A 23,773-nucleotide genomic window follows, 5' to 3' on the forward strand; every position below is an offset into this window, starting at 1 on the left:
GCGCTTCTTTAATTTTGTTGGGCCCCGCCCCCCCGGGGTGGCGGTTAAACAATTTCACCCTCGACCGGGTCAATGCACCCTTTTGGAGACACCCGTGCGATCTTTTTCTGTCCTGAGCCGTGTGGTTGCCGTTGGGGCGGCCCTTCTGGTTGCCGGCGGGTTGGCCGCGTGCGGTGGCGACGACTCGTCGGGCGCCGCCGGCAACCCGTACGGGCTGGCGCAGGCCGGCGTGCTGCGGGCCGGCACGCTCACCGACGCCCCGCCGAACGTGTACCTCAAGGACGGTAAGTTCACCGGCTTCGACAACGACCTGCTGACCGCCGTGGCCGGCAAGCTCGGCCTGACTGTCGAGTTCGTCGGCACCGACTTCTCCGCGCTGCTCTCCCAGGTCAACAACCACAAGTTCGACGTCGGCAGCTCCTCGATCACGATCACCGAGGCGCGCAAGAAGACAGTCGACTTCGGCAACGGCTACGACTTCGGCTACTTCGGGCTGGACGTGCCGGCCGGCTCGCCGATCACCGGGTTCGACCAGCTCGCCGGCAAGCGGGTCGTGGTGGTCCAGGGCACCGTCCAGGACGACTACGCCACCGGCAAGCAGCTCGACCCGGTGCGGGTGCCGGACTACAACGGCGCGATCAACCAGCTCAAGGCGGGCACCGCCGACGCGTGGATCGCCCCGGCGGAGATCGGCGAGAAGTCGGCCGCCGACAGCAAGGGAAAGATCACCGTGGCGGCCAAGCAGCTCAGCCCGGCGCCCACCGCGTACGCCGTGGCCAAGGGCAACGACAAGCTGCGCGAGGCGCTGAACAAGGGCCTCGACGAGGTGATCGCCGACGGCACCTGGAGCCGGTTGCAGGCCCAGTACTACCCGGGCCGCCCCATCCCGGCGGACTTCACCCCGGGCAGCGGCACCGTGGCGGCGCCGTCCGCGTCCGCCGTGCCGTCGGCGTCGGCGTCGGCTGCGTCCTGAACCGGTGACGAGCGAGCAGGGCGGTAGGAGAGGCGACCGATGGATCCGTTGAGCACCCTGTGGGAGACCTTCTTCGACGCCGACGCGATGCGCGAGGCGCTGCCCGAGATGCTGACCGTCGGGCTGCCCAACACGCTGATCCTGGCGGTCTCCGCCGCCCTGCTCGGCACGGTGTTCGGCCTGCTGCTGGCCGTGGCCGGCATCTCGCGCAGTCGATGGCTGCGCTGGCCGGCGCGCGTCTACACCGACGTCTTCCGCGGGCTGCCGGCCGCGGCGACGATCCTGCTGATCGGCGTCGGGCTGGCACCGCTCGGCATGCGGGTCTGGGGACCGGACCCGTACCCGCTGGGCGTCCTCGCGCTGTCGCTGATCGCGGCGGCGTACATCGGGGAGATCTTCCGCTCCGGCATCCAGTCGGTGGAGGCGGCCCAGTTGGAGGGCGCGCGGGCGCTCGGCTTCTCCTGGGCCGACGCGATGCGGCTGGTGATCATCCCGCAGGGCATCCGGCGGGTGCTGCCCGCCTGGGTCAACCAGCTCATCGCGCTGATCAAGGACTCCAGCCTGGTCTACTTCCTCGGCCTGGTGGCCAGCCAGCGGGAGCTGTTCCGCATCGGGCAGGACTACGCGGCCACCACCGGCAACGAGTCCGCGTTGCTGCTCGCCGGGCTCTTCTACCTGGCGTTGACCGTCCCGCTGACGCACGTCGTCAACTGGATCGACAGACGGCTGCGCAACGGCCGGCCGGCCACCGCACCCGCCGACGACGAGGACGACGACTACCCGGTGCTGGCCGGGGCCCCGGAAGGAGACCGGCGATGACCACCACCGCGACCACCACCTCGGTGAGCCTCCAGGCGCGCGACGTCCACCTGGCCTTCGGGCCGAACCGCGTGCTGCGCGGCGTCGACCTGAGCGTGCAGCGGGGTGGGACGGCCTGCGTGATCGGGCCGTCCGGGTCGGGCAAGTCCACTCTGCTGCGTACCCTCAACCGGCTCATCGAGCCCGACCGGGGCGACGTGCTGCTGGACGGGCGCAGCGTGCTGCGCGACGACCCGGACGCGCTGCGCCAGCGGGTGGGCATGGTGTTCCAGCAGTTCAACCTCTTCCCGCACATGAGCGTGCTGCGCAACGTCACCCTGGCTCTGCGGCGGCTGCGCAAGCTCGGCGAGGACGAGGCGGTGGCGGTCGCCCGCGACCAGTTGGAGCTGGTGGGGCTCGCCGGCAAGGCCGATGCCCGGCCGGCGCAGCTCTCCGGTGGCCAGCAGCAGCGGGTGGCGATCGCCCGTGCGCTGGCGCTGCGGCCCGAGGTGATGCTCTTCGACGAGGCCACCTCGGCGCTCGACCCGGAACTGGTCAAGGGGGTGCTCGGGGTGATGACCGACCTGTCCGCCGCCGGAATGACCATGGTGGTGGTCACCCACGAGATGGGCTTCGCCCGGCACGTCGCCGACACCGTCGCCTTCATGGACCGGGGTGTGGTGCTGGAGGCCGGCCCGCCGGAGAGGATCTTCGAGGGGGCCGAGCATCCCCGGCTCCGCCGCTTCCTCGCCCAGGTGCTCTGAGACGGCCGCTCAGCCGGCCTGGATGCGCAGGTGCAGCGCGAACGCCTTCAGGTCGCCGAGCAGCTCCAGGATGGCGTTGCGGTACGCGACCGACGCCCACAGGTGCAGCTCCTCGTCGTCCAGCCCGCCGAACGCCAGCGAGAGCGCCTTGCGCCGGCGCCGGTCGAGCACCTTGTGCGGGCGGGCGAGCAGGTCGCCCTCCCGGCGCAGCGCCTGAAGGTAGGCGGCCACCGCCTCCTGGTAGTGCCGCCCGGCGACCCGCTCCAGCAGGGTGAACTCGAAGACGTTCAACGCCGCCTCGGAATCCCAGTACGCGGCGTCGCGCACCGGCGCGCTCGCGAAGTGCCGGCCCATGGCGTGCCGGGCCTCGTAGAGCAGCAGCACGCCCCGGCCGGTGGTGCTCAGCGGTCGGCGGGGCGATGGCAGGCGCAGCGTGCGCACCGGCGCCGCGGCGGTCAGATCCACCGCGCCGGCGTACGTCGGCATGCGGTGCGTTCCCGACGTCGGCTCCGGCAGCAGGCAGGCCCGCTCCTGGTAGGGCAGCTGGCCACCGGTGGGCACGGCGCGCACCGTCGCGGCGTGCAGCTCGGCCAGGGGCCGGTCGTCCGGGCCCTGGCCCGGCGGCAGGGTGAGCACGAGACCGTTGACGCCGGGCACCGGCACGCCCAGCACGCAGGAGGTGCGCAGGAACGCCCAGGTCGCCGCCGCCTCGCGGATGCCGCTCGCCACCGCCTGCGCGTCGGCCCGCCAGTCCTGGGCGATCCGCAGCCGCTGCGCCAGGTCGGCGGTCGCGGCGTCGTCGTGCGGGTACAGCTCCCGGACGGCCCGGGGCAGCGACCCGAGGCGCAGCTCAAGCGGGTCGCCGGTGGGTCGGGGCACGGCGTGCCTCGGGCAGTCGGCGGCGGAGTGCGGGTCACCGTCGACCGCGTGGCAGTCCCCCAGCCAGCTCGCGCCGGGTGGGTCGGCCGGACGGGCGAACGCGAGGTGGGGCAGCCGGCCGGTGCGCAGCACCGTCTCGTACTGGGGGCCGGTGCGCGCGGCGCGCAGCACGTCGAGTGGCAGCATCGGCGCCAGCGCCACCACCGCATCGAGGACGACGCAGTGCGGGCAGGCGTCGCGGACCTGGTAGCGGCGGAGGTGGTCCACGCCGGGCTGCTCCCACTGGACCCCGATGACGGCGTCGTCCTGCGCCATCAGGTAGAGGAACTGGGTGGCGACGCGTTCGCGGGTGACCGCCACCAGCTCGTCGAGGAACTCCCGCTCGGTGACCGTCCGCAGGTCGGTTTCGCTCCCTCCGGTGGTCATGGGCACCCCCTCGCGGGCCTAACGCATCGACGGACGCCGAACCGGTTTTTACCGTACCCCCCGACGACGTGCCCGAACGTCCCGCACGCGCGGGGGCGGTGTCACCAATCCGTCAGGCCGCCGGCGCCGGCCGGTGTCACTCGCTGGGCCCCCGCCCCAGCAGCCGGATCTCCTCGTTGTCCAGGGCGGCCTGGAGCTCCTGGAGCACCAGGTCGTCGATCTCCCGGTTGTCGCGCAGCCGGGTCAGCTCCCGCCGCTTGTGGGCGAGGACGCCGAGGCGCAGGCGCTGGTCCAGCCGGCGTTCCTCGGCGGTACGCCCACCGCTGTCGTTGAAGTCCTCCAGGTGCCGCTGGTACTCGGCCTGCAGCCGGCTCACCGTCTCCCCCTCGACGCCGATCTCGGCGGCGACCCGGGGCAGCGCCTCCAGGCCGGCCTGGGTGGCGCGCTGGCGGGCCTGCCGGGCCTCGTCGACGCGTTCGGGGTCGCCGGTCAGCCCCGCCCAGCGCACCACCAGCGGCAGGGTGGTGCCCTGCACGAGCATGATCAGGACGATGACCAGCGCGGTGACGAAGATGATCAGGTCGCGCTCGGCCACCGGTGTGCCGGCGGCCGTCATCGTCGGAACTGCCAGCGCGGCGGCGAGCGACACGGCGCCCCGGAAACCGGCCCAGCCGGCCACGGTCCCCACCCGCCAGTCGGACGCCGGCTGGTCGTGATCCATCATCCGGCGGCGGCGCAGCTTCGCCGACTCGGCCGTCAGGTAGACGAACAGCAGCCGGGTGGCGACGACGACCGGGGTGACCACCAGCACGATCGCCAGTGCCCGGCCCGGCGAGGTGCTGGAGATGCCCCGCACCGCGCGGGGGATCTGCGTGCCGAGCAGCACGAACAGGCCACCGTTGATGAGGAACGTGGACAGGTCCCAGAACGCGTACGCCAGCACCCGGGACCGGGCGCGGATCACCCGTGGACCGGCGTACGCCAGCACCAGGCCGGCCACCACGACGGCCAGCACACCGCTGGCGTGCACCGAGTCGGCGAGGAGGAACGCCGCGAACGGCGTCAGCACACTCAGCGCCCCCTCGCGCAGCGGGTCGTCGAGCCGCTTGCGGATCAGCACCACGGCGGTGCCCACCAGCAGGCCGGCGACCACTCCACCGACGCCGGCCCCGACGAACTCCTCGCCGATGCCCAGCACCCCCGGCCTCTCGCTCTGGGTGAGCAGGCCGACGGCCACCGCGAAGATCACCAGGGCGCTGCCGTCGTTGATCAGGCTCTCCGCGTGCAGGGTGGTGAGCAGCTTGCGGGGCAGGCGCTTGGCCAGGCCGGTGACCGCGGCGGCGTCGGTCGGCGCGAGGACCGCGCCGAGCACCCAGGCGGCCGCGGGGTTCACGCCGAACGCCTGCGCGGTCAGGGACACCGTGACCATGGTGAGCACCACGAGCACCACGGCGAGCAGCCCGATCACCGGCAGGTTGGCCCGGATCTCGCGCAGGCTGATGGTGAGACTCTCCCGGTAGAGGATCGCGGGCAGGAAGATCAACAGCACCAGGTCCGGCTCCAGGGTCACCTCGGACAGCGGCGGCGCCAGCCCGAGCAGCACCCCGAACCCGATCAGCAACACCGGTGGCGCCACCCGGTACCGGCCGCCGAGGGTGGTGCCGACCAGGACGGTGACGCCCAGCACCACGATCAGGACGAGCACCTGCACGGCGTACCCCCTCGATCCCCGGCCGACGACGAACGCCGGTTGTTCCATCTGATCGCACCCCGGTTGCCGGTTCCACAGGAACGGGCAAGTCGCCGGGCGCGGGGCACGCGCCCGGCCGGGTCAGCTCGGGTCGGCGGTACGGAGGCGCGCGGTGAGCAGGCGGGCGGTACGACGGTGTCGGGCGGCTTCCTCGTCGCGGCCGAGGGCGGTGGCCAGGTCGGCGAGGTGCCCGGCGACCGGGCCGACGGTGAGCACCCCGCTGCCGGCGGCCAGTTCGCCGGCCGCCGGGCCGAGCGCGGCGGCGACGCGCTCCATGGTGGGCCGGTCGCCGACGGCGAGGGCGGCCCGGGCGGTGAGGCACAGCCGTACCTCCCGCAGCAGGTCGTGCGGCCCGTCCGGGAGGGCCCGCAGGGCCGCCCCGGCGGCGTCGCGGTCCCCCTCGGCCGCGAGCAGCAGCGGGCGGACCCACGGCTCGTGCGGTCCCCAGTCCAGGCCGGCCCAGTCCTCGTCGTCCGGCCCGGGAATCGGCGGCTGGCCCGTCGGCCACCCGCCGCCCGTTCGGCGGGCGCCTGTCGGCGTGTGGGCCAGCGGGTCGGCGCTGACGGCGTCGGCCAGGCGCAGACCGAGCAGGGCGAGTGGCAGCAGTCCGTGGGCGAAGCCCGGCATGGCGTCGGCGGGGAGCCGTTCGGCTGCCGCCCGGTACGCGGTCGCCGCCGCCTCCCGGTCGCCGTCCAACGCCCGGCGCAGCGCGGCGTACCAGCCGGTGAAGACGCCGACCAGCGGCAGCTCGTACCGCTGGGCGAGGCGGTCGGCGGCGCGGGCGTGCTGGTCCGCGCCGGTCCGGTCGGCTCGCGCGCAGCACGACTGGACTCCGATGAGGTGACCCAGCACCTCGAAGGTCACCAACTGGCGCGCGGCGGCCACGTCGATTAGTTCCGCGCCGATCCGGGCCCGTTCGGCGGCCAGCCCGACGCGGTGGAACGCGTGCATGAACCGCGCGTTCAGCGCGAAGGCGAGCAACCCGGGGTTGGCGACGGTCCGGGCGATCCGTTCGGCCTCGGCGGCGGCCTGGCTGCCCCGCTCACCTGTGGTGCCGCGCAGCTCCAGCGCGAGCGTGCTCAGCAGCCGGCTGCGCTGCGCCGAGCCGGTCGGGCCGAGGCCGGTCAGGGCGTTCTCGGCGGCACGGACGATCCGCGCCGAGAGCCTGTCGTCGTCGTTGCGGGTCCAGATGGCGGGCACGTCGAAACCGGCCAGCACCTCCGCCGTCAGCCGGGGGTCACCGACCGCCTCGGCGTCGGCGATCGCCTCGGCGCGGTGGCCGCGCGCCTCGGCCAACCGGCCGGTCACCGCCAGAGCCCGCCCCAGGCCCAGCACCGCGTTCAACCGTTCGCGCCGCTCGGTCCCCCCGGCCCGGTCGTACGCGTCGACGACCTGCGCCCACAGCCGGGCCGCCTCGTGCGGGTTGCCGGCGCGTTCGGCCTGCTCGGCGGCGGTCCGGGCGTAGCCCGCGGCCCGGTGGGCGGCGGCGGGGCCGCCGGCGCGCAGCAGGTGGTGGGCGATCGTGGCGGGGTCGACGGGCTGGCGCCGCTGCAACGCCTCGGCCACGGCGACGTGCCAGGCCGCGCGACGCGCCGCGGACAGGTCCGCGTAGAGGGTGTCGCGGACGAGGATGTGGGTGAACCGCAGTCGCCCGTCGGGCTCCCGCTCGGTCAGGAACCCGGCCTGCAACGCGCGGTCCACGGCGTCCAGCAGCTCCGCCGGGTCGCCGGTCAGCGCGCCGAGCAGCGCGGGGTCGACGTCCCGGCCGAGCACCGCCGCCTGCCGCAGCACGGTGCGGGTCGGCGGGGGCAGCTGTGCGAGGCGGTGCCGGATGACGTCACGCACCCCGGGCGGCACCGCCGCCAGCGCCGCGCCGCCCGCACCGGCGTACAGCTGGGCCAGCTCGCGGACGAAGAACGGGTTGCCGCCGCTGCGGTGATGGATCAGCCCGACGGTGGGCGGGTCCAGCTCCCGTGCGGCGAGGGTGCGGGCCAGCTCGCCGGTCGCCTCGGGAGACAGGCCGCCGAGATACACGCGCACCGGTTCGAGCGCGGCGGCCCGGGCCAGGGCTGCGGTCAGCTCCGGGCTGATCTCGGTGGCCCGGTAGGTGCCCAGGACCAGCACCGGCCCGGTGGCCGGCTGCGGCCCGGTGACCAGGGCGGTGAGCAGGTCCAGCGTGTCGCCGTCGGCGCGGTGCAGGTCGTCCAGGACCAGCAGGACGGGCCCTCGGCCGGCGGCGGCGGAGACCACCGACGCCACCGCGCGGTGCCGTCGGAACCGGGCCACGGCGGGGTCACCCGCGCCACCGGTCCCGGCCGTCGCGCCGCCGTCGTCCACCGGCTCACCCGCCCCCGGCGGCTCAGCAGCCCCGGACGGCCCGGTGAGCGTGTCGGTGATCTGGGTCCACGGCCAGGCGGCCGGGGCGCCCTCGTACTCGGGACTGCGGCCCCACGCCGTGCTCCAGTCCTCGGCGGCGAGCTGTCGGGTCAACGCCTCGGCCACTGCGGTCTTGCCGGCGCCCGGCTCCCCACTGAGCAGGGCGAGCGTGGGCCGGCCGGACCGGGTGGCGACCTGGGCGGCGTGCCGCAGCCGCTCCAGCTCCACGTCCCGCCCGACGAACGGTCGGCGCGGCGCCGTTTTCGACCCACCGTCCCGAACGGGTCCGGCCCGGTCCGGGACGGCCACGGCGGGGGCTCGGGTCAGGTGTGGCGCCTGGGCCAGGATGTCGGCCTCCAGCCGGCGCAGCTCGGGCCCCGGGTCCAGACCCAGCTCAGCCACCAGGACGGCACGGGCCTCGCGCAGCGCGGCCAGCGCCTCGCCCTGGCGGCCGGCGCGGTACCGGGCCAGCGCGAGCAGCCGCCAGGCGTCCTCCCGCAGCGGATGGCTGGCGAGGTGGGCGGGCAGGTCGGTGGCGACCTCGTCCGGACGATCCAGCGCGAGCAGCGCCTCGGCCCGCCGCTCCACGGCGAGCATCCGCAGTTCGTTCAACCGGTTGGTCTCCGCGGCGGCCCAGAGCGCGCCCGCGGCGTCCGCGTACGCGGGGCCCCGCCACAGCCCGAGCGCCGCGTCCAGCGCGGTCAGTGCCGGCGCGGGCAGGTCCCCGGTCAGCAGCTGTCCCGCCTCGCCGACGGCCGCCTCGAAGCGGTAGGCGTCCACCGATTCCGGGCTGGCCCGTAGCGCGTACCCCGGGGGTTCGGTGACCAGGAGGCGGGGTGGCTGCCGGGGTGGCCGGTCGGGCTCCAAGGCCCGGCGCAGATCGGCGACGAAGGTGCGGATCGCGCCCACCGCGCCGTCCGGTGGGACCTCCCACAGGTCGTCGACGAGGCGTTCCACCGGCACCATGCGGCCGTGGGCGATCAGCAACCGGGCCAGCACCAGGCGCTGCCGGTGTCCCCGCAGCGGGACCGGGCCGCCCGCGCTGGTGGCGGTCACCGGGCCGAGCACGCCGAACGTCACCTCCACCGGTGGCGTCGGTTGCCTGGTCATGGCACCAATCTAGGCGGCCGTGCCGGCGCGCACTGATCCGGCGCTGACCGTCCGCTGATCACTGCCGGGCAGCCTCGATGACGTACGACGGCGACGGGCGTCCCGCCCGCCGGCCCCGCTCATCAGGAAGGTTTCCCGTGCAGCCGAGGATCAAGGGATTCGACTACCAGCGCGTCACCGTCGCCGACGGCGTGACGCTCACCGCCGCCGTGGGTGGTTCCGGGCCACCGATCGTGCTGTTGCACGGTTTCCCGCAGACCCACCTCATGTGGCGGCACGTGGCGGCCGACCTGGCCGCCGACCACACGGTCATCTGCCCCGACCTGCGCGGCTACGGCGACAGCGACAAGCCCGTGGACGACGACGGCACGGCGTACGCCAAGCGGACCATGGCCGCCGACGTCGTGGCGCTGGCCGGCGCGCTCGGTCATGGGCGCTTCGCCCTGGCCGGGCACGACCGGGGCGCCCTGGTCGCGTTCCGCGCCGGCCTGGACCACCCGGAGGCGATCAGCCAGCTCGCCCTGCTCGACGTGGTGCCCACCCTGGACACGTGGGACGTGCTGCACGGCGTCAGCGCCGCGGTCGCCTTCCACCTGTACCTCATGGCGCAGCCGCCGGGCCTGCCCGAGGAGCTGATCGGCGCCAGCCCGGACGCGTTCTTCGGTCACTTCCTCGACGTCTGGACCCGCGACCCGGACGCGCTGCCGGGCGAGGTGCGTGCGGCTTACCTGCGGGCGTCCCGCAACGCGGTCACCCCGATCGTCGCCGACTACCGGGCTTCGGCCGGCATCGATGTCGCTCACGACACGGCCGACCGGGCGGCCGGCAACCTGCTGCGGATGCCGGTGACGGTGCTCCAGCAGGACTGGGGCGCCGCGCTCGGCTACGACGCGGCGGGGGTGTGGCGGGCCTGGGCTCCGAACCTGGAGCACCAGACGGTCAACTGCGGCCACTTCATGGCGGAGGAGGCGCCGGCGGTGGTGGTCCGGGCGCTGCGCGATCTGCTCCTGCGGTGATCCGCCGGAGCGGACGACCACCTTACCGACGGTAAGATATCCGACACTCTCCGTCCCGACCGCGCGGGGTCGCCGGCATTCCGGCGGCCCCTCGCGCGGAGGCGGCCAACCAGCTCCGCACAACAGCTCTGACCTGCGGAAAGGCGACGTTACACCAGGTGGACGAGAACCGGTCACCGGTGCTACACAGGCAGATACCGGCAGCCAACGACGGCGAGTCGCCCATCGACCGTCCCCAAGACCGCAGCCCGCGAACCGGTTCGTACGCGCGACCTGACACGACGTCGGCCGGTGGCGGGACAACGGTCCCGGTCTCGACCAAGGAGTCGCCGTGGGACATCCCCGCTCCCGGGCCAAGAGCCAGCCGTTCGAGGTGGCCGCCCTGGTCACGACGCCCATCTGTGGATTCCTGCTGCTCGTGCTCGACATCCGATCACCGTCGGTCCAACTGTCCATGCCGGAGCCCATCCAGCTCGGCTGGGAGGTCGCACTGATCGTGGTCGGCGTGGGCGGCCTGCTGGGCATCCTGTGGCCCGGTCGACTCTCCACCGGCCTCGGCATCGAGTTCGCGGCCGTGCTGGTGCTCGGCACCATCACCGGCATGTACACGGTGGCACTGGTGGCGGTGACCGGTCCGCAGGGCCTCGTGGCGGCCTCGTTGGTCAGTGCCCTGCCGCTGGGCGCCTTCTGGCGGGCCGCCCTGATCGCCGTCGACCTGCGCTGCCTGGCCTACGGCCACCAGTGCGAGGCTCACCGACGGGTCGTCGGAGGTGTCACGTGATCTCTGCACCAACACCCGAAGCGCCGCACTGGGTTCAGGTGCTGCTCAGTCTGCTCGGCGTCCTCGGCGGTACGACAGGTCTGGCCGCCATCGCCACTGTCGTGTCGCAGCGGGGCAAGTTCAAGGCCGACGCCGCCGACACGCTCACGGAAGCCGCCCTGACACTCGTGCAACCCCTGCAGATGCGGATCACCGAGTTGGAGGGCGAGGCGATCAGCGCGCGATCGGAGCTGGGGCTGCTGCGCGAGCAGGTCAACCAGTTGCAGTTCGTCGTCCGGGTGCTGACCCGCACGCTCGACCGGTGGCGGACCGCCGTGCACGCCCCCGACGCCACCCTGCGCAAGATCCGTGCGGTGGTCGCGGAGTCCGAGCGACTGTCCGAGGACCGGTGAAGGGTTTCGCTGACGACTCATTCGCCGTCCGTGGGGCGCAGCCGGCCGATGAGCTCGCGTACCGCCGCCCGGAACTCGGGGTCGGACTCGCCCGGGTGATGCCCGCGCACCGGTGGCGGCCGGCGCTGCCCCGGTGACGGCAGCAGGCCCTGCGGGTCACGCAGCCGCCGATCGACGCGGCCGGCCGGATCGGCCGCTTCCGGCGGCGGATCGCCGGGCCGGTGCGCCGCGAAGATCCAACCGCCGACCGGGTCGGTGTCCCGCCAGAGGTTGAGCCACCGCCACCCGACCCGCTCCCCCACCTCGCGCAGCGTCTTGTCGTCGAGGTAGGCCGGGAAGAGCCGGGCGTAGAGGCGGCCCAGCGGCGAGCCGTAGGTGAGCAGAGCGACGCGCCGACGCGCGGCCGGGGGCAGCCGCAGCACCGCGAGGGCCAGCAACGCCGAGCCGTGGCTGTGCCCGCACAGCAGCACCCCGGCGTGCCGCTCGGTCAGCTGGACGATCCGGTCGGTCAGCTCCGGCACCGCCCGGTCGGCGTAGCTCGGGGGCGCGAACGGGTGGGCGGCCCGGGGCCAGAAGGTGCCCAGGTCCCACAGGATCCCGACGTACCGGCGGAACCACGCCGTCCGGTAGGCGAAGACACCACCCAGCAGCAACGCGAGGAGCACCGCGGCGAGGAGGTAGGTGCCTCCCGCGAGCCCCATCCCGACGATCCCGGCCGGCAGCCCGAGAGACTGCCGCGCCAGCTCGTCCGGTTCACGCCCGAACTGTCCGAGCAGACTGGTGGCCAGCCCGACCACCGCGAGAGCCGCGTACGTGGCCGCCAGCAGGCCCAGCCACTCGGTGAACCGCGCCCGGGCCACGGTCTTCGTGACCCGCCGCACCTGTCCGGCCGCCTCCGGCGGCGGCGCGGGAAAGTCGCGGGCGGTGATCGCCACCGCCGCGCGGCGACGGCGGTGCCGCGACAGGACTGTCAACGCCCCACACAGCAGCACCGCGGCGGCCACGTGCAGGAAGAAGGCAAGCAGCGTCCAGCGGTACGGCAGCGGCGGCCCCCCGTCGCCGCGGTAGCCACCGAGCAGGATCCCCGTCAGGTAGACGAGACCGGCGGAGAGCGCGCCGGCCAGACCGACCGCGATGGCCGCGATGAGCGCCGCGCCCAGCCCTCGCGGCAGCCTGGACCGACCGCGGTGCCACAGCACCACGCCGCTGAGCACCACCAGCAGGACCATCTGGCCGAGCAGGGCGCCACCGGCGATCGCGTCGTAGCCAGGGAGCCCGCCCGAGGACGGCCAGCCGCGCTCGTCGCTCCCGACGGCCACGAGGGTCGCCACGGTCAGACCCGCCGCCAGCACGCCCGTGGCGCGGGCGGTCACCGTGGCCGTCCGCGCTGTCGCGGCCCGGTCGATCAGCCCCGGGGCGGCGAGCAGGCCCACACAGACCACCAGGACGGCCGCGCTGAGCGTCACCAGCAGCGTCGTCACGGGCGTCGCGCCGCCACCGCGACGGGCCACGAGGAGCAGGACGTCGAGGACGGCGAGCGCGGCGGCGACGTGGATCGCCCGCAGCCGCACCACCAGCGGCTCCACCGCCCACAGTGGGTTGCCGGCCGGGCCGGGGCGACGGGTTCCCAGCAGTCGCAGGAACGCGACGGCAAGGATCGGCAGCAGCGCCAGCACGGCGAGCCGCTGCCCGACAGGTCGGTCGTCGAGCCCGGCCAGGGTGTCGAAGGGCGCGCGACACGCCACCGCACCGAGACACCGCCAGGCGAGCAGGTCGAGGGCGACCCCGGCGATGGACACCACGTACACCACTGTGAGGTTCAGCGCGAGGAGCCGGCACAGCACGGTGACCCCGGCGGCGCCGCTGCCGGTGGGCCGCATCCACACCGCCGCGTTGCTGAGCATGAACGGCAGCAGGAAGACCATGCCGAGCGTCCGGGCCACAGTGCCCGAGGGCAGGTCACCCCAGCGGTACGCCTCGAGCGTCACCCCGGTCGGGTCGGCGTCGTCGGACCCGTCGCGGCGGTGAAAGCCGCCGCAGGCGTCGCCCGCGACCTGGCGTACCCGCTCCGCGCCCAGGATGACCGAGGGTTTCGCCCCCGACACGCCGTGCACCCGCAACTCCACCACGTCGTCGCGTCGCGGTTGGTCGCCGTGCTGCGGCATCGCTGCGGCTACCCGTGCCGTGGCCGGCGGGCGGCGGCACCGTCGGCGACGAGGTTCGCGGCCACCTCCCAGAGCCGCTCGGCGTTGTCCGCGTCGACCGCGTACGCCGCCACGCCGCTGTAGTCGGCGGGCCGCTCGGTCCGGACCGGGGCCTCGGCACAGTCCTCGAAGTACCGACCGCCCACGCCGTCGAGCAGCGGGGACGCGGCGAGCAGCACCGAGGTGGCGGCACCCTGCTGCGGGGTCTTCTGCCGCTCCTTCGGCGTCCGCAGCCCGCCCGTGTGCTTCTGCAGCCCGGTGGCGATGGCGCCGGGGTTCAACGCGTTGGCGTGGATGTTCTCACCGGACCAGCGGCGGTCGGCCTCGACGGCGAGCAGGGCCTCGGCGCTCTTGGACTGCCCGTACGCCAGCAGGGGGTCGTACGGGCGGAACGCGAAGTGCAGGTCGTCGAAGACCACCGGCGAGAAGAGGTTGCCGCTGGAGCTGACCGACACGACCCGGGCGCCACCGGCGGCGGCGAGGGCGTCGTGCAGGCCGACGGTCAGCGCGTAGTGCCCCATGAAGTTGGTGGCGAACTGCATCTCCCAGCCCTCGGCGGTGCGCTCCAGCTCCGGCAGCGCCATGATCCCCGCGTTGTTGATCAGAATGTGCAGTGGCCCGTCCCAGCCGGCGACGAACCGGCCTACCGAATCCTGGTCGGCCACGTCCAGCTCGCGGACGGTGACCCGGTCCGCGCCGATGCTGGCCGCGATGTCCCGGGCGGCCTCCTCGCCGGCCGTGACCCGACGGACCGCGAGCACCACCTCGGCGCCGGCGGCGGCCAGCGAACGGGCGGTCTCGATGCCGATCCCGGCGGCGCCGCCGGTGATGACGGCCCGCTTGCCGCTCAGGTCGACTCCGGCGAGCACCTCGTCGGCGGTCGAGGCGAAACCGAAGGGCGTCGTGATTCGCTCGGTCATCTCTGTCCCATCTCTCGCTGCACGCTTACGTGACCCACTGTCACCCGGCCGGCGGGCGATATCCGGGTTACCGGTTTTCCTGGTAGTGGCAGGACCAGGTTGGGCGGCGGCGAGCGCTCCTACGATGAGCTGGTGAGCGCGGCCGGCCCGCTGGGCGAGTACCTGCGTGCCCGGCGTGAGCTGATCCGGCCGGGTGACGTCGGGTTGCCCGCACACGGCCGCCGGCGGGTGCCCGGCCTCCGGCGCGAGGAGGTGGCCCTGCTGGCCGGCATCAGCGCGGACTACTACCTGCGGTTGGAGCAGGGCCGGGACCGCAGTCCGTCGGCCCAGGTGCTCGAGGCGCTGGCCCGGGCACTGCTGCTGGACGCCGAGGCCACGGCGCACCTGCACCGCCTCGGCGGGCACGCGCCGACCGGCCGACCGGCACGACGCCCGGAGCGGGTGCCGGTGGGCATCCGCCAGTTGGTGGGTTCGTGGGCGCAAACGCCCGCCTTCGTGCACGGCCGGCACCTGGACGTGCTCTTCGCCAACCCGATGGCGACCGCCCTGGCGCCGATCTACCGGGTCGGGGTGAACCTGCCGCGCGCGGTGTTTCTGGGCCCGGACGTGCCGGCGCTCTATCCGGCGCCGGAGGCGGTCGCCGCCAGCGCGGTGGCCGGCCTGCGCGCACAGGTGGGGGCCGAGGTGGACGATCCGCGGCTCACCGAACTGGTCGCGGAGTTGACGACGGGCAGCGAGCTGTTCCGGCGGTTGTGGGCGCGTCACGATGTCACAGTCCGCGCCGGGGGCGGGCTCCGGGCGTTCCACCATCCGCGGGTGGGCGAGTTGGAGCTGCGCTACGAGAAGCTCACGATCAGCGGCACCACCCAGTCGCTTGTCGTCTACCACGCCGAGCCGGGCAGCGCGTCCGCCCGGGCCCTCGCCCGGCTCGGGACCGCCGTCTCGGCGGAGGCGGCCAGATAGCACCGGCCGTCGCAGCTACCGGCTGGCCGCCCGCTCGGCGACCACCACCGAGATGCCGTCGAGGACGCGTTGCAGGCCGAACTCGAAGGCGTACTCCGGGCCGTACGCCCCGCCGTGCTGCTGGCCGGCAGCGGTGCCGACCCGGGACGCGGTGGGGTAGCTGTCGGCCGTCAGGAACGTCTCCAGCCAGGGCGCGTGCGACTGCCACCACTGACCGTCGGTCATGCCGGTCTCCCGCTCCAGGTCGACCACCTCGGACGCGGCGCGCGCGGAACTCTTCACGTGCCCCAGGACGAGGGTGAGCACCGCGTCCATCTCGATGTCGGTGAGCCCGATGTCGGCGACCGCGCCGAGTTCGTGGTCGTACTTGGCCACCAGGTGCGGGCCGAGCACCGGGCGGGTCGTCTCGGCCCGCAGCATCCACGGGTGGCGCTGGTAGAGCGCCAGGTTGTCGTGGGCGATCCGCTCCAACCGGGCCCGCCAGTCGCCCTCGACCGCGGAACGCGGCATCTCGCCGTACGCGGTGTCGATCATGACGGCGACGAGTTCGGCCTTGCCCGGCACGTAGGTGTAGACGGACATGGTGCCGACACCCAACGCCTCACCGACCCGGCGCATGGTCAACGCGTCCAGGCCCTCGGCGTCGGCGATGTCGATCGCGGCCCGCACGATCCGGTCGACGCTGAGGCCCTGCCCGGCGCTGCGGCTGGTCGGTTCCCGGGTGCGCCAGAGGATGGCCAGGCTGCGGGCCGGGTCCGCGGTCGCCTTGCGCTCACTCGCCATGGTGCGGCCATCCTAACAACGCGGTCGTACGGCGTACGTCGACCGCGCGGCGGTGCCGGCGAGGCCCCTTCGCGACCGCGCCGGCACCGACCCGTCAGGGCTTCAGCACTACCTTCTCGCAGTCGTCCTGCTTGTTCTTGAACAGGTCGAAGCCGCGCGCCGCGTCCTGGAGCGGCAGGGTGTGGGTGATCACCCGGGTGGGGTCCAGCTCGCCGTTCTCGACGTGGCGCAGCAGCGGCTTCATGTAGCGCTGGACGTGGCACTGGCCGGTGCGCAGGGTCAGCGACCGGTTCATCCACGCGCCGGAGGGGAACTTGTCGAGCAAGCCCCCGTACACGCCGATGACCGACACGGTGCCACCGCTGCGGCAGGACAGGATCGCCTGGCGCAACGCGTGCGGCCGCTCGGTCTCCGACCGCACGGCCTGCTTCACCCGGTCGTACGCGTGCAGGTGCGCGCTGCCGTGGCTGGCCTCCATGCCGACGGCGTCGATGCACTTGTCCGGCCCGCGTCCGCCGGTCAGCTCCAACAGCCGGGAGCGGACGTCCACCTCCTCGAAGTTGATCGTGGTGTGCCCAGCCTGCTCGGCCATCCGCAGGCGGTACGGCTCCTTGTCGATCGCGATGACAGTTGCCGCGCCGAGCAGGCGGGCACTGTCCATCGCGAACTGCCCGACCGGGCCGGCGCCCCACACGGCGACGACGTCGCTGGGCTGGATGTCGCACATCTCGGCGCCCATGTAGCCGGTCGGCAGGATATCGGACAGGAACAGCACCTGCTCGTCGGTCAGGTCCGACTCGATCTTCAGCGGCCCCACGTCGGCGAACGGCACCCGCACGTACTCGGACTGGCCGCCGGCGAACCCGCCGGTCAGGTGGGAGTAGCCGAAGATGCCGGCGACCGGGTGGCCGAACATCTTCTCCGCGATCCCGGCGTTGGGGTTGCTGTTCTCGCAGCACGACCACAGCTCGGCGGCGCACGCCGCGCACGCGCCACAGGCGATCGGGAACGGCACCACGACCCGGTCGCCGACCCGCAGCCGACCCGGGTCGACGCCGGCGCCGACCTCCACCACCTCGCCCATGAACTCGTGGCCCAGCACGTCACCGTCCTGCATGGTCGGCACGTACCCGTCGACCAGGTGCAGGTCGGACCCGCAGATCGCGGTCGAGGTGACCTTCACGATCGCGTCGCGCCGGTTCAGGATGCTCGGGTCCGGCACATCGCGGACCTCGACCTTGTTCCGGCCGGCCCAGGTGTTCGCCCTCATGCCGCCTCCCCCTTCGCCAGTTCGTCGCTCGACAGCGGCTGCGCCGGCCGCTGCGGGAACTCCCGGCGGGCGCGCTTGCCCCACGGTGCGCCGTCCGAGCGCATCACCTCGCCGGTCTCCATGACCTGCTTGAGTCGGCGCAGGTCGTCGTCGAGCTGCTGGTGCGGCTCCTCGCCGAAGTACCGGGCGACGGCCTGGCCGAGCTTGCCGCCCGGGATGTCGTACACGAGCAGCACGTGCACCTCGGTGCTCACGCCGTCGGGCGCCGGCACGAACCACACCTTGCCGGTGTTCGGCACGTCGGCCTCGCCGGTGGACCGCCAGCCGATGCGCTCGTCGGGCACCTCGTCGGTGATCTCCGCGTCCCACTCGACGCTACGGTCGAACGGCGCGCTTGCCGTCCAGTGACTCGTACGCTCCCCGGTGGCGCGCACCTCCTGCAGATGGGCCATGAACGTCGGCAGGTTCTCCAGACGACGCCAGAAGGCGTACACGTCGGACACCGGCCGGCGGATGGTCGTGGTAGCCAGCAGATCCATGGGTTCCCTCCCCTCTCAGGGCCACCACGTACCCCGACAGTCACGTCCTGCACATGACGCGGGAAGAAATCGCCCACGAGATGGGGCGTACGGAGATCAGAGTCCTTCGCGGTCGTCGCTCAGCGCCGGCCCGGCGGCGGCCGGCACGAGGTGGCGCACCTCCGGGGCGCCGTCGGTCAGCTCCCGGGCCCGTGCCTCGGCCTCGCGGTCCTCACCCGTCAACCGGCCACCGTGCTGGCGCAGGTGCTCGTCCCAGGACGGCACCAGGTACACCTCGACGAACCGGTCCGTCGTCTCGGCCGGTCGGAACAGCCCCCAGCGCATCGCGCCGGTGCGCTGGCGGGCGCCGCGCACCACGTCCATGGCCGCGAGGAACGGACCCGTGCGCTCCGGCCGGACCGTGTACTGCACCGTCACCAGCACCGGTCCCACGCCCGGGTCCGGCTCGTGCGCAAGATGCAGCTGCGGCCAGTAGGCCGACGGTTCGCGGTTCACCGAGCGCAGGTCCGGCAGCGGCCAGATCCGGCTCGTCACGGTCCCGACGAACATCAACGCCGCCGCCGCGAGGTAGGCGACGACCAGTCCGCCCATGTCGGCCACCAGACCCCACACGAGGGCGCCGACGGCCTGCCCGCCGGCGAAACACACCTGGTAGACGGCGAGCCCCCGGGCCCGTACCCAGCTCGGCAGGAAGAGCTGCATCTCGGCGTTGACGTTGGCCAGCACCGTCACCCAGGCCATCCCGGCCGGCAGCAGGGCGAGCAGCACCAGCGGCACCACCCGTACGGTGCCGACCACCGCCAGCGCGACTGTGAACAGCGCGCCGGCGACCAGCAGGAGCTGGTTGGCCGACAGCCGGGTGCGGATCACGGCCAGCAGCACACCGCCGGCGATGGCGCCCACCCCGAGGGCGGCCAGCAGCAACCCGTACCCGCCGGAGCCCAGATCGAGCCGCCGGGCCGCCACCAGCGGCAGCAGCGCCCACAGCGCGCTGGCCGGGATCACGAAGACCAGCGCGCGGCGCAGCAGCCGGCGCACGATCGGCGAGTGGCGTACGTAGCGGCTGCCGGCCCGCAGCGCGGCGGTGAACCGCTCGGGCACCTCGACGGCGCGTGCGGTGCCCGGCCGCCAGCGCCACAGCGCGGCCGCGAAGATGGCGAACGCCACCGCGTTGAGCCCGAAGACCGGGGCGACGCCGGTCCGGGCGATCAGCACACCGGCCACCGCCGGCCCCACCGCCCGCGCCACGTTCACGCTGATCGACCCGAGCGCCGACGCCGACCGCAGCTGCTCCTGCGGCACCAGCTCCGGGATCACCGCCGACCAGGCCGGCAGGGTGAGCGCCTGCCCGACCCCGAACGCGAAGGTGAGGGTGAGCAGCAGGGCCGGCGGCATCCGGTCGGTCAGGGTGAGCAGGGTCAACGCCACCGCCACCGCCACCAGGAACAGCTGCACGGCGATCAGCAGGTGCCGGCGGTCGAAGCTGTCGGCCAGCACCCCGGCGGGCAGCGCCAGCAGCAGAACCGGCAGCAGGCTGGCGGTCTGCACCAGCGCCACCAGCGTGGAGGCGTTGGAGTGGTGGATCAGCAGCCACTGCGCGCCGACGGTCTGCATCCAGGTGCCGATGTTCGCGGCGAGCAGGGCCAGCCAGAGATTGCGGTAGACGGCGCCGCGCAGGGGCGCCCACGCGGAGGCCGGACGGTCCCCCGGTCCGGCTGCCGCCGTCACCACCGCCCGTCCGCGCGCAACACGCGCTCGCCGGAGACGTAGAGGTCGTCGGGTTGCAGCAGCAGGAGCCGGACGACCTCGGTGGCGACCTGCTCGGGCAGGGCGTACACCTCGTCGAGGAACTCCGCGCCGACGCGTTCCTGCAAGCGGGTCGGCATCGGCCCGGGGTGCAACTGCATCACCTTGACGCGGTTGCTGTGCTGGGCCTGGGCCAGTGACTCGACGAGGCTGCTGCCGTAGCTCTTGGTCGCCCGGTAGACCGGGATGCCGGGCCGGGGCGCCGCGAGCGCCATCGCGCCGATGTAGACCACGTTTCCGTAGTCCTGCCGGTGCAGGTGCTCCAGCGCCTCCCGCAGCAGGTACGTCGTACCCAGGACGTTGATCTCCACGGCCCGCCGGATGTGGTCCACGGACAGGTCCCCGAGGTCACCGCCCGCCCACATCGACGCGCACGCCGCCACCCCGTCGACGGTGCCGTAGCGCCCCACCACCTCGGCGAACGCGTCCCGGACCTGCTCGTGGGAGGAGACGTCGCAGACCGCGCCGTCGCACCGCAGCTCGTCGGTAGTCGCGGCGACCTCGGCCGGCACGTCGCCGAACACCACGACCCGGTGCTCGTCGACGAGCAGCCGGGCCACCGCAAGGCCCAGCCCGCTGGTACCGCCGACCACCACGAAGGTTCTGGCACCCAATGTCTCTCCAGCCGCCGCCACCGGTGTCACACAAATCGCGTGACGGCGCGTTCTTCCCGTTTCCGGACCCCGCACACCCGCTCGGCCGGTAGTGCTGGGCATACCCCGCAAAGGGGATCTGGACGGCTGGGGCGCCCGCTGACCGGCGATTAGCGTCTGCGGCATGACCTCGGAACACCCCCGCCACCTGGCCGCGACGCTGCGCCGACGCGACTGGTTGATCTCCGCCTGGCCCTGGCGCGCGCTGGCCTACCTGGTGAGCACCGTGCCGATCGCCGGCGTGCTCAGCGTCGGACTGCTCGTCATCGGCGCACCCCTTCTGGCCGCCGCCAACGCGCTGCGACTGCACGACAGGCCGCCGGAGATACCGCTGATGCTGTTCCTGGCCGTCGGCAGCCTCACCCTGGTGGCCCTCGCGCCGATCGTGAGCTTCCCGGTGGCCGCCGTCGAACGGTGGCGGCTCAGCCTCGTGGACGGCCGACCGCTGCCCGCGTCACCGTGGCCGGGCCTCGCCGCCCGCTACCGCACGGCGGCCGGCTGGCGGGAGGTCGCGTACCTCTTCTGGCTGGGCGGTTTCGTGCCTGTCGCGTACTGGGTGTTCCTGGTGCTGGTGCTGCTCGACATCGGGATGGTCACCAGCCCCTGGCTGGCCGGGGACTCCGACCCGGTCGTGATCTGGCGGCCGATCGAGAGCACCGGCCAAGCCATCCCGTACGCGGTCGTGGGAGTGCTGCTCCTCCCGGTGCTCTGTTACGGGGTCGGGCTGCTCGCCGCCGGTCAGGCCGCCGTGGCGCGGTGGGCGCTGGGCTCGCCGGTCGACGCGGCGGCGCTGCGTGAGGTCGCCCGCTCCCGCACCCGGCTGGTCGGCGCGTACGAGGCGGAACGGCGCCGCATCGAGCGGGACCTGCACGACGGCGCGCAGCCCCGGCTGACCAGCCTCACCCTGCAACTGGGCCTGGCCCGGCTGGACGTACCCGAGGACTCCCCCGCCGCCCGGCCGCTCGCCGTGGCGCACGACCAGGCGCGCGGGCTGATGGTGATGTTGCGGCAGTTGGTGCACGGCATCCGGCCGCAGAGCCTCACCGACCTCGGTCTCGCCGGGGCCGTACGCGAGCTGGCCGACGCGGCGCCCGTCGCGGTCACCGTGCACGCCGACGTCGACGGGGCGCTGCCGGAGATCGTCGAGACCACCGCGTACTTCGTGGTGTCGGAGGCGTTGAGCAACGTGGCCCGGCACGCCGGGGCGACCCGCGCCGAGGTGCGCCTGTCCCGGGCCGGCGGTGACCTGGTGGTCGAGGTGTCCGACGACGGGCGCGGCGGCGCCGACCCGGCCCGGGGCACCGGCCTGACCGGTCTCGCCGACCGGGTCGCCGCCGCCGACGGGCGGCTGCTGCTGGCCAGCCCGCCCGGCGGGCCTACGCTGGTCCGGGTGGAGCTGCCATGTCGCCGCTGACCCGGGTGGTGCTCGCCGAGGACGAGGTGCTGCTGCGCGAGGGCCTGGTCGCGCTGCTGACCCGCTTCGACTTCACGGTGTGCGCCGCCGTCGGGTCCGCGCCGGACCTGCTGGAGGCGGCCCGCACCCACCAACCCGATCTGGTGCTCACCGACATCCGGATGCCACCCGGTCGGCGGGACGACGGGCTGCGGGCGGCCGTCGCGCTGCGCGCCGAGCGTCCCGGCCTGCCGGTGGTGGTCCTGAGCCAGTTCGTGCAGACGGGGTACGCGGCGGCGCTGCTGGACAGCGGCGACGGCCAGCGGGTCGGCTACCTGCTCAAGGACCGGGTGGCCGAGGTGACCGAGTTCGTCGACACGCTGCGCCGGGTCACCGGCGGCGGCACCGCCATCGACCCGGACGTGGTGCGGCAACTGCTGCACCGCCCCCGCGACCCGCTCGCCGCGCTCTCCGGCCGGGAGCGGGAGGTGCTGGCGCTGCTGGCCGAGGGCCGCTCCAACGCCTCGATCGCCGGCCGGCTGCACGTCACCGAGGCGGCCGTCGGAAAGCACGTCGGCAACATCCTGCTCAAGCTCGACCTGCCACCCAGCGACGACACCAACCGCCGGGTGCTCGCCGTGCTCACCTATCTGCGCGCCGACCCGGTGGGCTGAGGGACGCCGGGCCCGGACCAGGCCCGACCGCGCGCGGCGTAGATTCGAGCACCGGCACCGCCGCCGGTCCAGGGCGCGGGCCAGGAGATGGGAGTACGGCATGGCGGAGGCGCTGCGGGTCGGTCTGCTCGGGTACGGGTTGGCGGGTCGGGTGTTCCACGCGCCGCTGATCGCCGCGACACCCGGGCTGCGGCTGGACGCCATCGTGACGCGCGATCCGCAACGGCGCGAGCAGGCGCACCAGCACTTCCCGGACGCCCGCCTGGTCGACGACGCCGACGAGCTGTGGCGTACACCCGAGGATCTGGACCTGGTCGTGGTCGCGACGCCGAACCGGCAGCACGTGCCGATGGCGCGGGCGGCCCTCGCGGCCGGCCTGCCGGTCGTCGTCGACAAGCCCCTGGCTCCCACCGCCGCCGACGCCCGGGCGCTGGTCGAGGAGGCCGACCGTCTCGGCGTTCCGCTGACGGTGTTCCAGAATCGGCGCTGGGACGGCGACTTCCTGACCGCCCGCGGGCTCGTCGAGCGGGGCGAGCTGGGGCGGGTGCTGCGCTTCGAGTCCCGGTTCGAGCGGTTCCGCCCGGCGATCAAGCCGGGCTGGCGGGAGCTCGCCGGCACCGAGGAGGCCGGCGGCGCCCTGTTCGATCTGGGCGCGCACCTCATCGACCAGGCCGTGCAGCTCTTCGGCGCGGTCGATCGGGTCTACGCCGAGGTCGACCGCCGCCGCGCGGGCGCCGAGGTCGACGACGACGCGTTCGTGGCGCTGACCCACGCCAACGGCGTGCACTCGCACCTGTGGATGGGGGCGATCACCGCCCAGCTCGGCCCGCGCCTGCGGGTGCTGGGCGACCGGGCCGGCTACACGACCTACGGGCTGGACGTGCAGGAAGCGGCGCTGCACGACGGCGGCCGACCCGACCAGCCCGGCTGGGGCGAGGTCCCGCCGGAGCGGTACGGCCTGCTCGGCGTCGACGGTGACCTGCGTCCGACGCCTACCCTGCCCGGGGCGTACCAGAGCTTCTACGCCCAGGTGGCGGCGGCGCTGCGCGACGGCACGCCGATGCCGGTGGACCCGCGCGACTCGGTCGCCACTGTCGAGCTGATCGAGCTGGCGCACCGGTCGGCCGCCGAAGGCGTGGTGCTGCCGGTCCCGACGGCCTGAGAAAACCGGTGGAGTGGCGGCGCTCGCGCCGTTAGCGTCCTGCCTCAACCTGTCGTCGAGGCGAGGACGTCCCGTTGTACACCCTGTGAGACCTCCCGAGCGCTGATACGCGCGTCGCGCCTGTGCGCCGCGCTCCTTTTT

Annotated in this window: 20 protein-coding genes; 10 read left to right on the plus strand and 10 right to left on the minus strand. The window is 73.9% G+C overall.

Annotation, left to right across the window (positions count from 1 at the left end; all coding sequences use genetic code 11):
- Positions 1–121: 121 nt before the first annotated feature.
- Genes AB0B97_RS19290 through AB0B97_RS19300 form a run of 3 tightly spaced genes read left to right on the plus strand, consistent with a single transcriptional unit; the run spans position 122 to position 2,535 of the window.
- On the plus strand, positions 122–973 hold the full coding sequence (locus AB0B97_RS19290) for an ABC transporter substrate-binding protein (protein ID WP_357495140.1): 852 nt from the start codon (positions 122–124) through the stop codon (positions 971–973).
- 39 nt (positions 974–1,012) lie between these two features.
- A complete protein-coding gene (locus AB0B97_RS19295; protein ID WP_357495142.1) occupies positions 1,013–1,792 on the plus strand; it encodes an amino acid ABC transporter permease in 780 nt (259 codons plus the stop codon).
- Positions 1,789–2,535 carry an amino acid ABC transporter ATP-binding protein gene (locus tag AB0B97_RS19300; protein WP_357495144.1) on the plus strand — a complete coding sequence of 249 codons (747 nt, stop codon included), beginning with the start codon at positions 1,789–1,791 and terminating at the stop codon, positions 2,533–2,535. Before AB0B97_RS19295 ends, AB0B97_RS19300 begins: the two co-directional genes overlap by 4 nt.
- A gap of 9 nt (positions 2,536–2,544) precedes the next feature.
- Here the strand turns inward: AB0B97_RS19300 and AB0B97_RS19305 are convergent, their stop codons facing one another.
- From AB0B97_RS19305 to AB0B97_RS19315, 3 genes are all read right to left on the minus strand, one after another.
- Positions 2,545–3,840 carry a hypothetical protein gene (locus tag AB0B97_RS19305; protein ID WP_357495146.1) on the minus strand — a complete coding sequence of 432 codons (1,296 nt, stop codon included), beginning with the start codon at positions 3,838–3,840 and terminating at the stop codon, positions 2,545–2,547.
- 136 nt (positions 3,841–3,976) lie between these two features.
- Positions 3,977–5,599 (minus strand): Na+/H+ antiporter, encoded by a 1,623-nt coding sequence (locus tag AB0B97_RS19310; RefSeq protein ID WP_357495148.1) that lies wholly within the window; start codon positions 5,597–5,599, stop codon positions 3,977–3,979.
- Positions 5,600–5,671: 72 nt separating this feature from the next.
- Complete coding sequence (locus AB0B97_RS19315; RefSeq protein ID WP_357495150.1) at positions 5,672–9,076, minus strand: BTAD domain-containing putative transcriptional regulator; 3,405 nt, start codon at positions 9,074–9,076, stop codon at positions 5,672–5,674.
- 137 nt (positions 9,077–9,213) lie between these two features.
- Between AB0B97_RS19315 and AB0B97_RS19320 the strand changes: the two genes are divergently transcribed.
- From AB0B97_RS19320 to AB0B97_RS19330, 3 genes are all read left to right on the plus strand, one after another.
- Positions 9,214–10,092, plus strand: a complete 879-nt coding sequence (locus tag AB0B97_RS19320) for an alpha/beta hydrolase (RefSeq protein ID WP_357495152.1) — start codon at positions 9,214–9,216, stop codon at positions 10,090–10,092.
- 331 nt (positions 10,093–10,423) lie between these two features.
- Positions 10,424–10,873: a hypothetical protein gene (locus AB0B97_RS19325; protein ID WP_234582242.1), complete on the plus strand. Its 450-nt coding sequence runs from the start codon at positions 10,424–10,426 to the stop codon at positions 10,871–10,873.
- Positions 10,870–11,265: a hypothetical protein gene (locus AB0B97_RS19330; protein ID WP_357495153.1), complete on the plus strand. Its 396-nt coding sequence runs from the start codon at positions 10,870–10,872 to the stop codon at positions 11,263–11,265. The genes AB0B97_RS19325 and AB0B97_RS19330 overlap by 4 nt, the downstream gene beginning before the upstream one ends.
- A gap of 17 nt (positions 11,266–11,282) precedes the next feature.
- Here the strand turns inward: AB0B97_RS19330 and AB0B97_RS19335 are convergent, their stop codons facing one another.
- Positions 11,283–13,430: a hypothetical protein gene (locus tag AB0B97_RS19335; RefSeq protein WP_357495154.1), complete on the minus strand. Its 2,148-nt coding sequence runs from the start codon at positions 13,428–13,430 to the stop codon at positions 11,283–11,285.
- An 8-nt stretch (positions 13,431–13,438) separates the two neighbouring features.
- Positions 13,439–14,389 carry an SDR family NAD(P)-dependent oxidoreductase gene (locus AB0B97_RS19340; protein WP_357495155.1) on the minus strand — a complete coding sequence of 317 codons (951 nt, stop codon included), beginning with the start codon at positions 14,387–14,389 and terminating at the stop codon, positions 13,439–13,441.
- A gap of 132 nt (positions 14,390–14,521) precedes the next feature.
- Here AB0B97_RS19340 and AB0B97_RS19345 point away from each other — a divergent pair, with 132 nt between their 5' ends.
- Entirely contained in the window at positions 14,522–15,352 is an 831-nt protein-coding gene (locus AB0B97_RS19345) for a helix-turn-helix transcriptional regulator (RefSeq protein WP_357495156.1), read from the plus strand.
- A gap of 15 nt (positions 15,353–15,367) precedes the next feature.
- On the opposite strand, the gene AB0B97_RS19350 is transcribed toward AB0B97_RS19345, so the two are convergent.
- From AB0B97_RS19350 to AB0B97_RS19370, 5 genes are all read right to left on the minus strand, one after another.
- Positions 15,368–16,135: a TetR/AcrR family transcriptional regulator gene (locus AB0B97_RS19350; RefSeq protein ID WP_357495157.1), complete on the minus strand. Its 768-nt coding sequence runs from the start codon at positions 16,133–16,135 to the stop codon at positions 15,368–15,370.
- A 94-nt stretch (positions 16,136–16,229) separates the two neighbouring features.
- Positions 16,230–17,405, minus strand: a complete 1,176-nt coding sequence (locus AB0B97_RS19355; protein ID WP_357495159.1) for a zinc-dependent alcohol dehydrogenase — start codon at positions 17,403–17,405, stop codon at positions 16,230–16,232.
- Entirely contained in the window at positions 17,402–17,944 is a 543-nt protein-coding gene (locus tag AB0B97_RS19360; protein WP_357495161.1) for an SRPBCC family protein, read from the minus strand. Before AB0B97_RS19360 ends, AB0B97_RS19355 begins: the two co-directional genes overlap by 4 nt.
- Before the next feature lie 96 nt (positions 17,945–18,040).
- Positions 18,041–19,675, minus strand: coding sequence for an MFS transporter (locus AB0B97_RS19365; protein WP_357495163.1), 1,635 nt, complete (start codon positions 19,673–19,675; stop codon positions 18,041–18,043).
- Complete coding sequence (locus tag AB0B97_RS19370; protein ID WP_357495165.1) at positions 19,669–20,364, minus strand: SDR family oxidoreductase; 696 nt, start codon at positions 20,362–20,364, stop codon at positions 19,669–19,671. Before AB0B97_RS19370 ends, AB0B97_RS19365 begins: the two co-directional genes overlap by 7 nt.
- Positions 20,365–20,527: 163 nt before the next feature.
- Between AB0B97_RS19370 and AB0B97_RS19375 the strand changes: the two genes are divergently transcribed.
- From AB0B97_RS19375 to AB0B97_RS19385, 3 genes are all read left to right on the plus strand, one after another.
- Positions 20,528–21,817 carry a sensor histidine kinase gene (locus AB0B97_RS19375; protein WP_357495167.1) on the plus strand — a complete coding sequence of 430 codons (1,290 nt, stop codon included), beginning with the start codon at positions 20,528–20,530 and terminating at the stop codon, positions 21,815–21,817.
- A complete protein-coding gene (locus AB0B97_RS19380; RefSeq protein WP_234582253.1) occupies positions 21,805–22,470 on the plus strand; it encodes a response regulator transcription factor in 666 nt (221 codons plus the stop codon). The genes AB0B97_RS19375 and AB0B97_RS19380 overlap by 13 nt, the downstream gene beginning before the upstream one ends.
- Positions 22,471–22,570: 100 nt before the next feature.
- Complete coding sequence (locus AB0B97_RS19385) at positions 22,571–23,632, plus strand: Gfo/Idh/MocA family oxidoreductase (RefSeq protein WP_357495169.1); 1,062 nt, start codon at positions 22,571–22,573, stop codon at positions 23,630–23,632.
- The last annotated feature ends 141 nt before the right edge of the window (positions 23,633–23,773 follow it).

The organism is Micromonospora sp. NPDC049004, assembly GCF_040649315.1.
Classification (GTDB): Bacteria; Actinomycetota; Actinomycetes; order Mycobacteriales; family Micromonosporaceae; genus Micromonospora.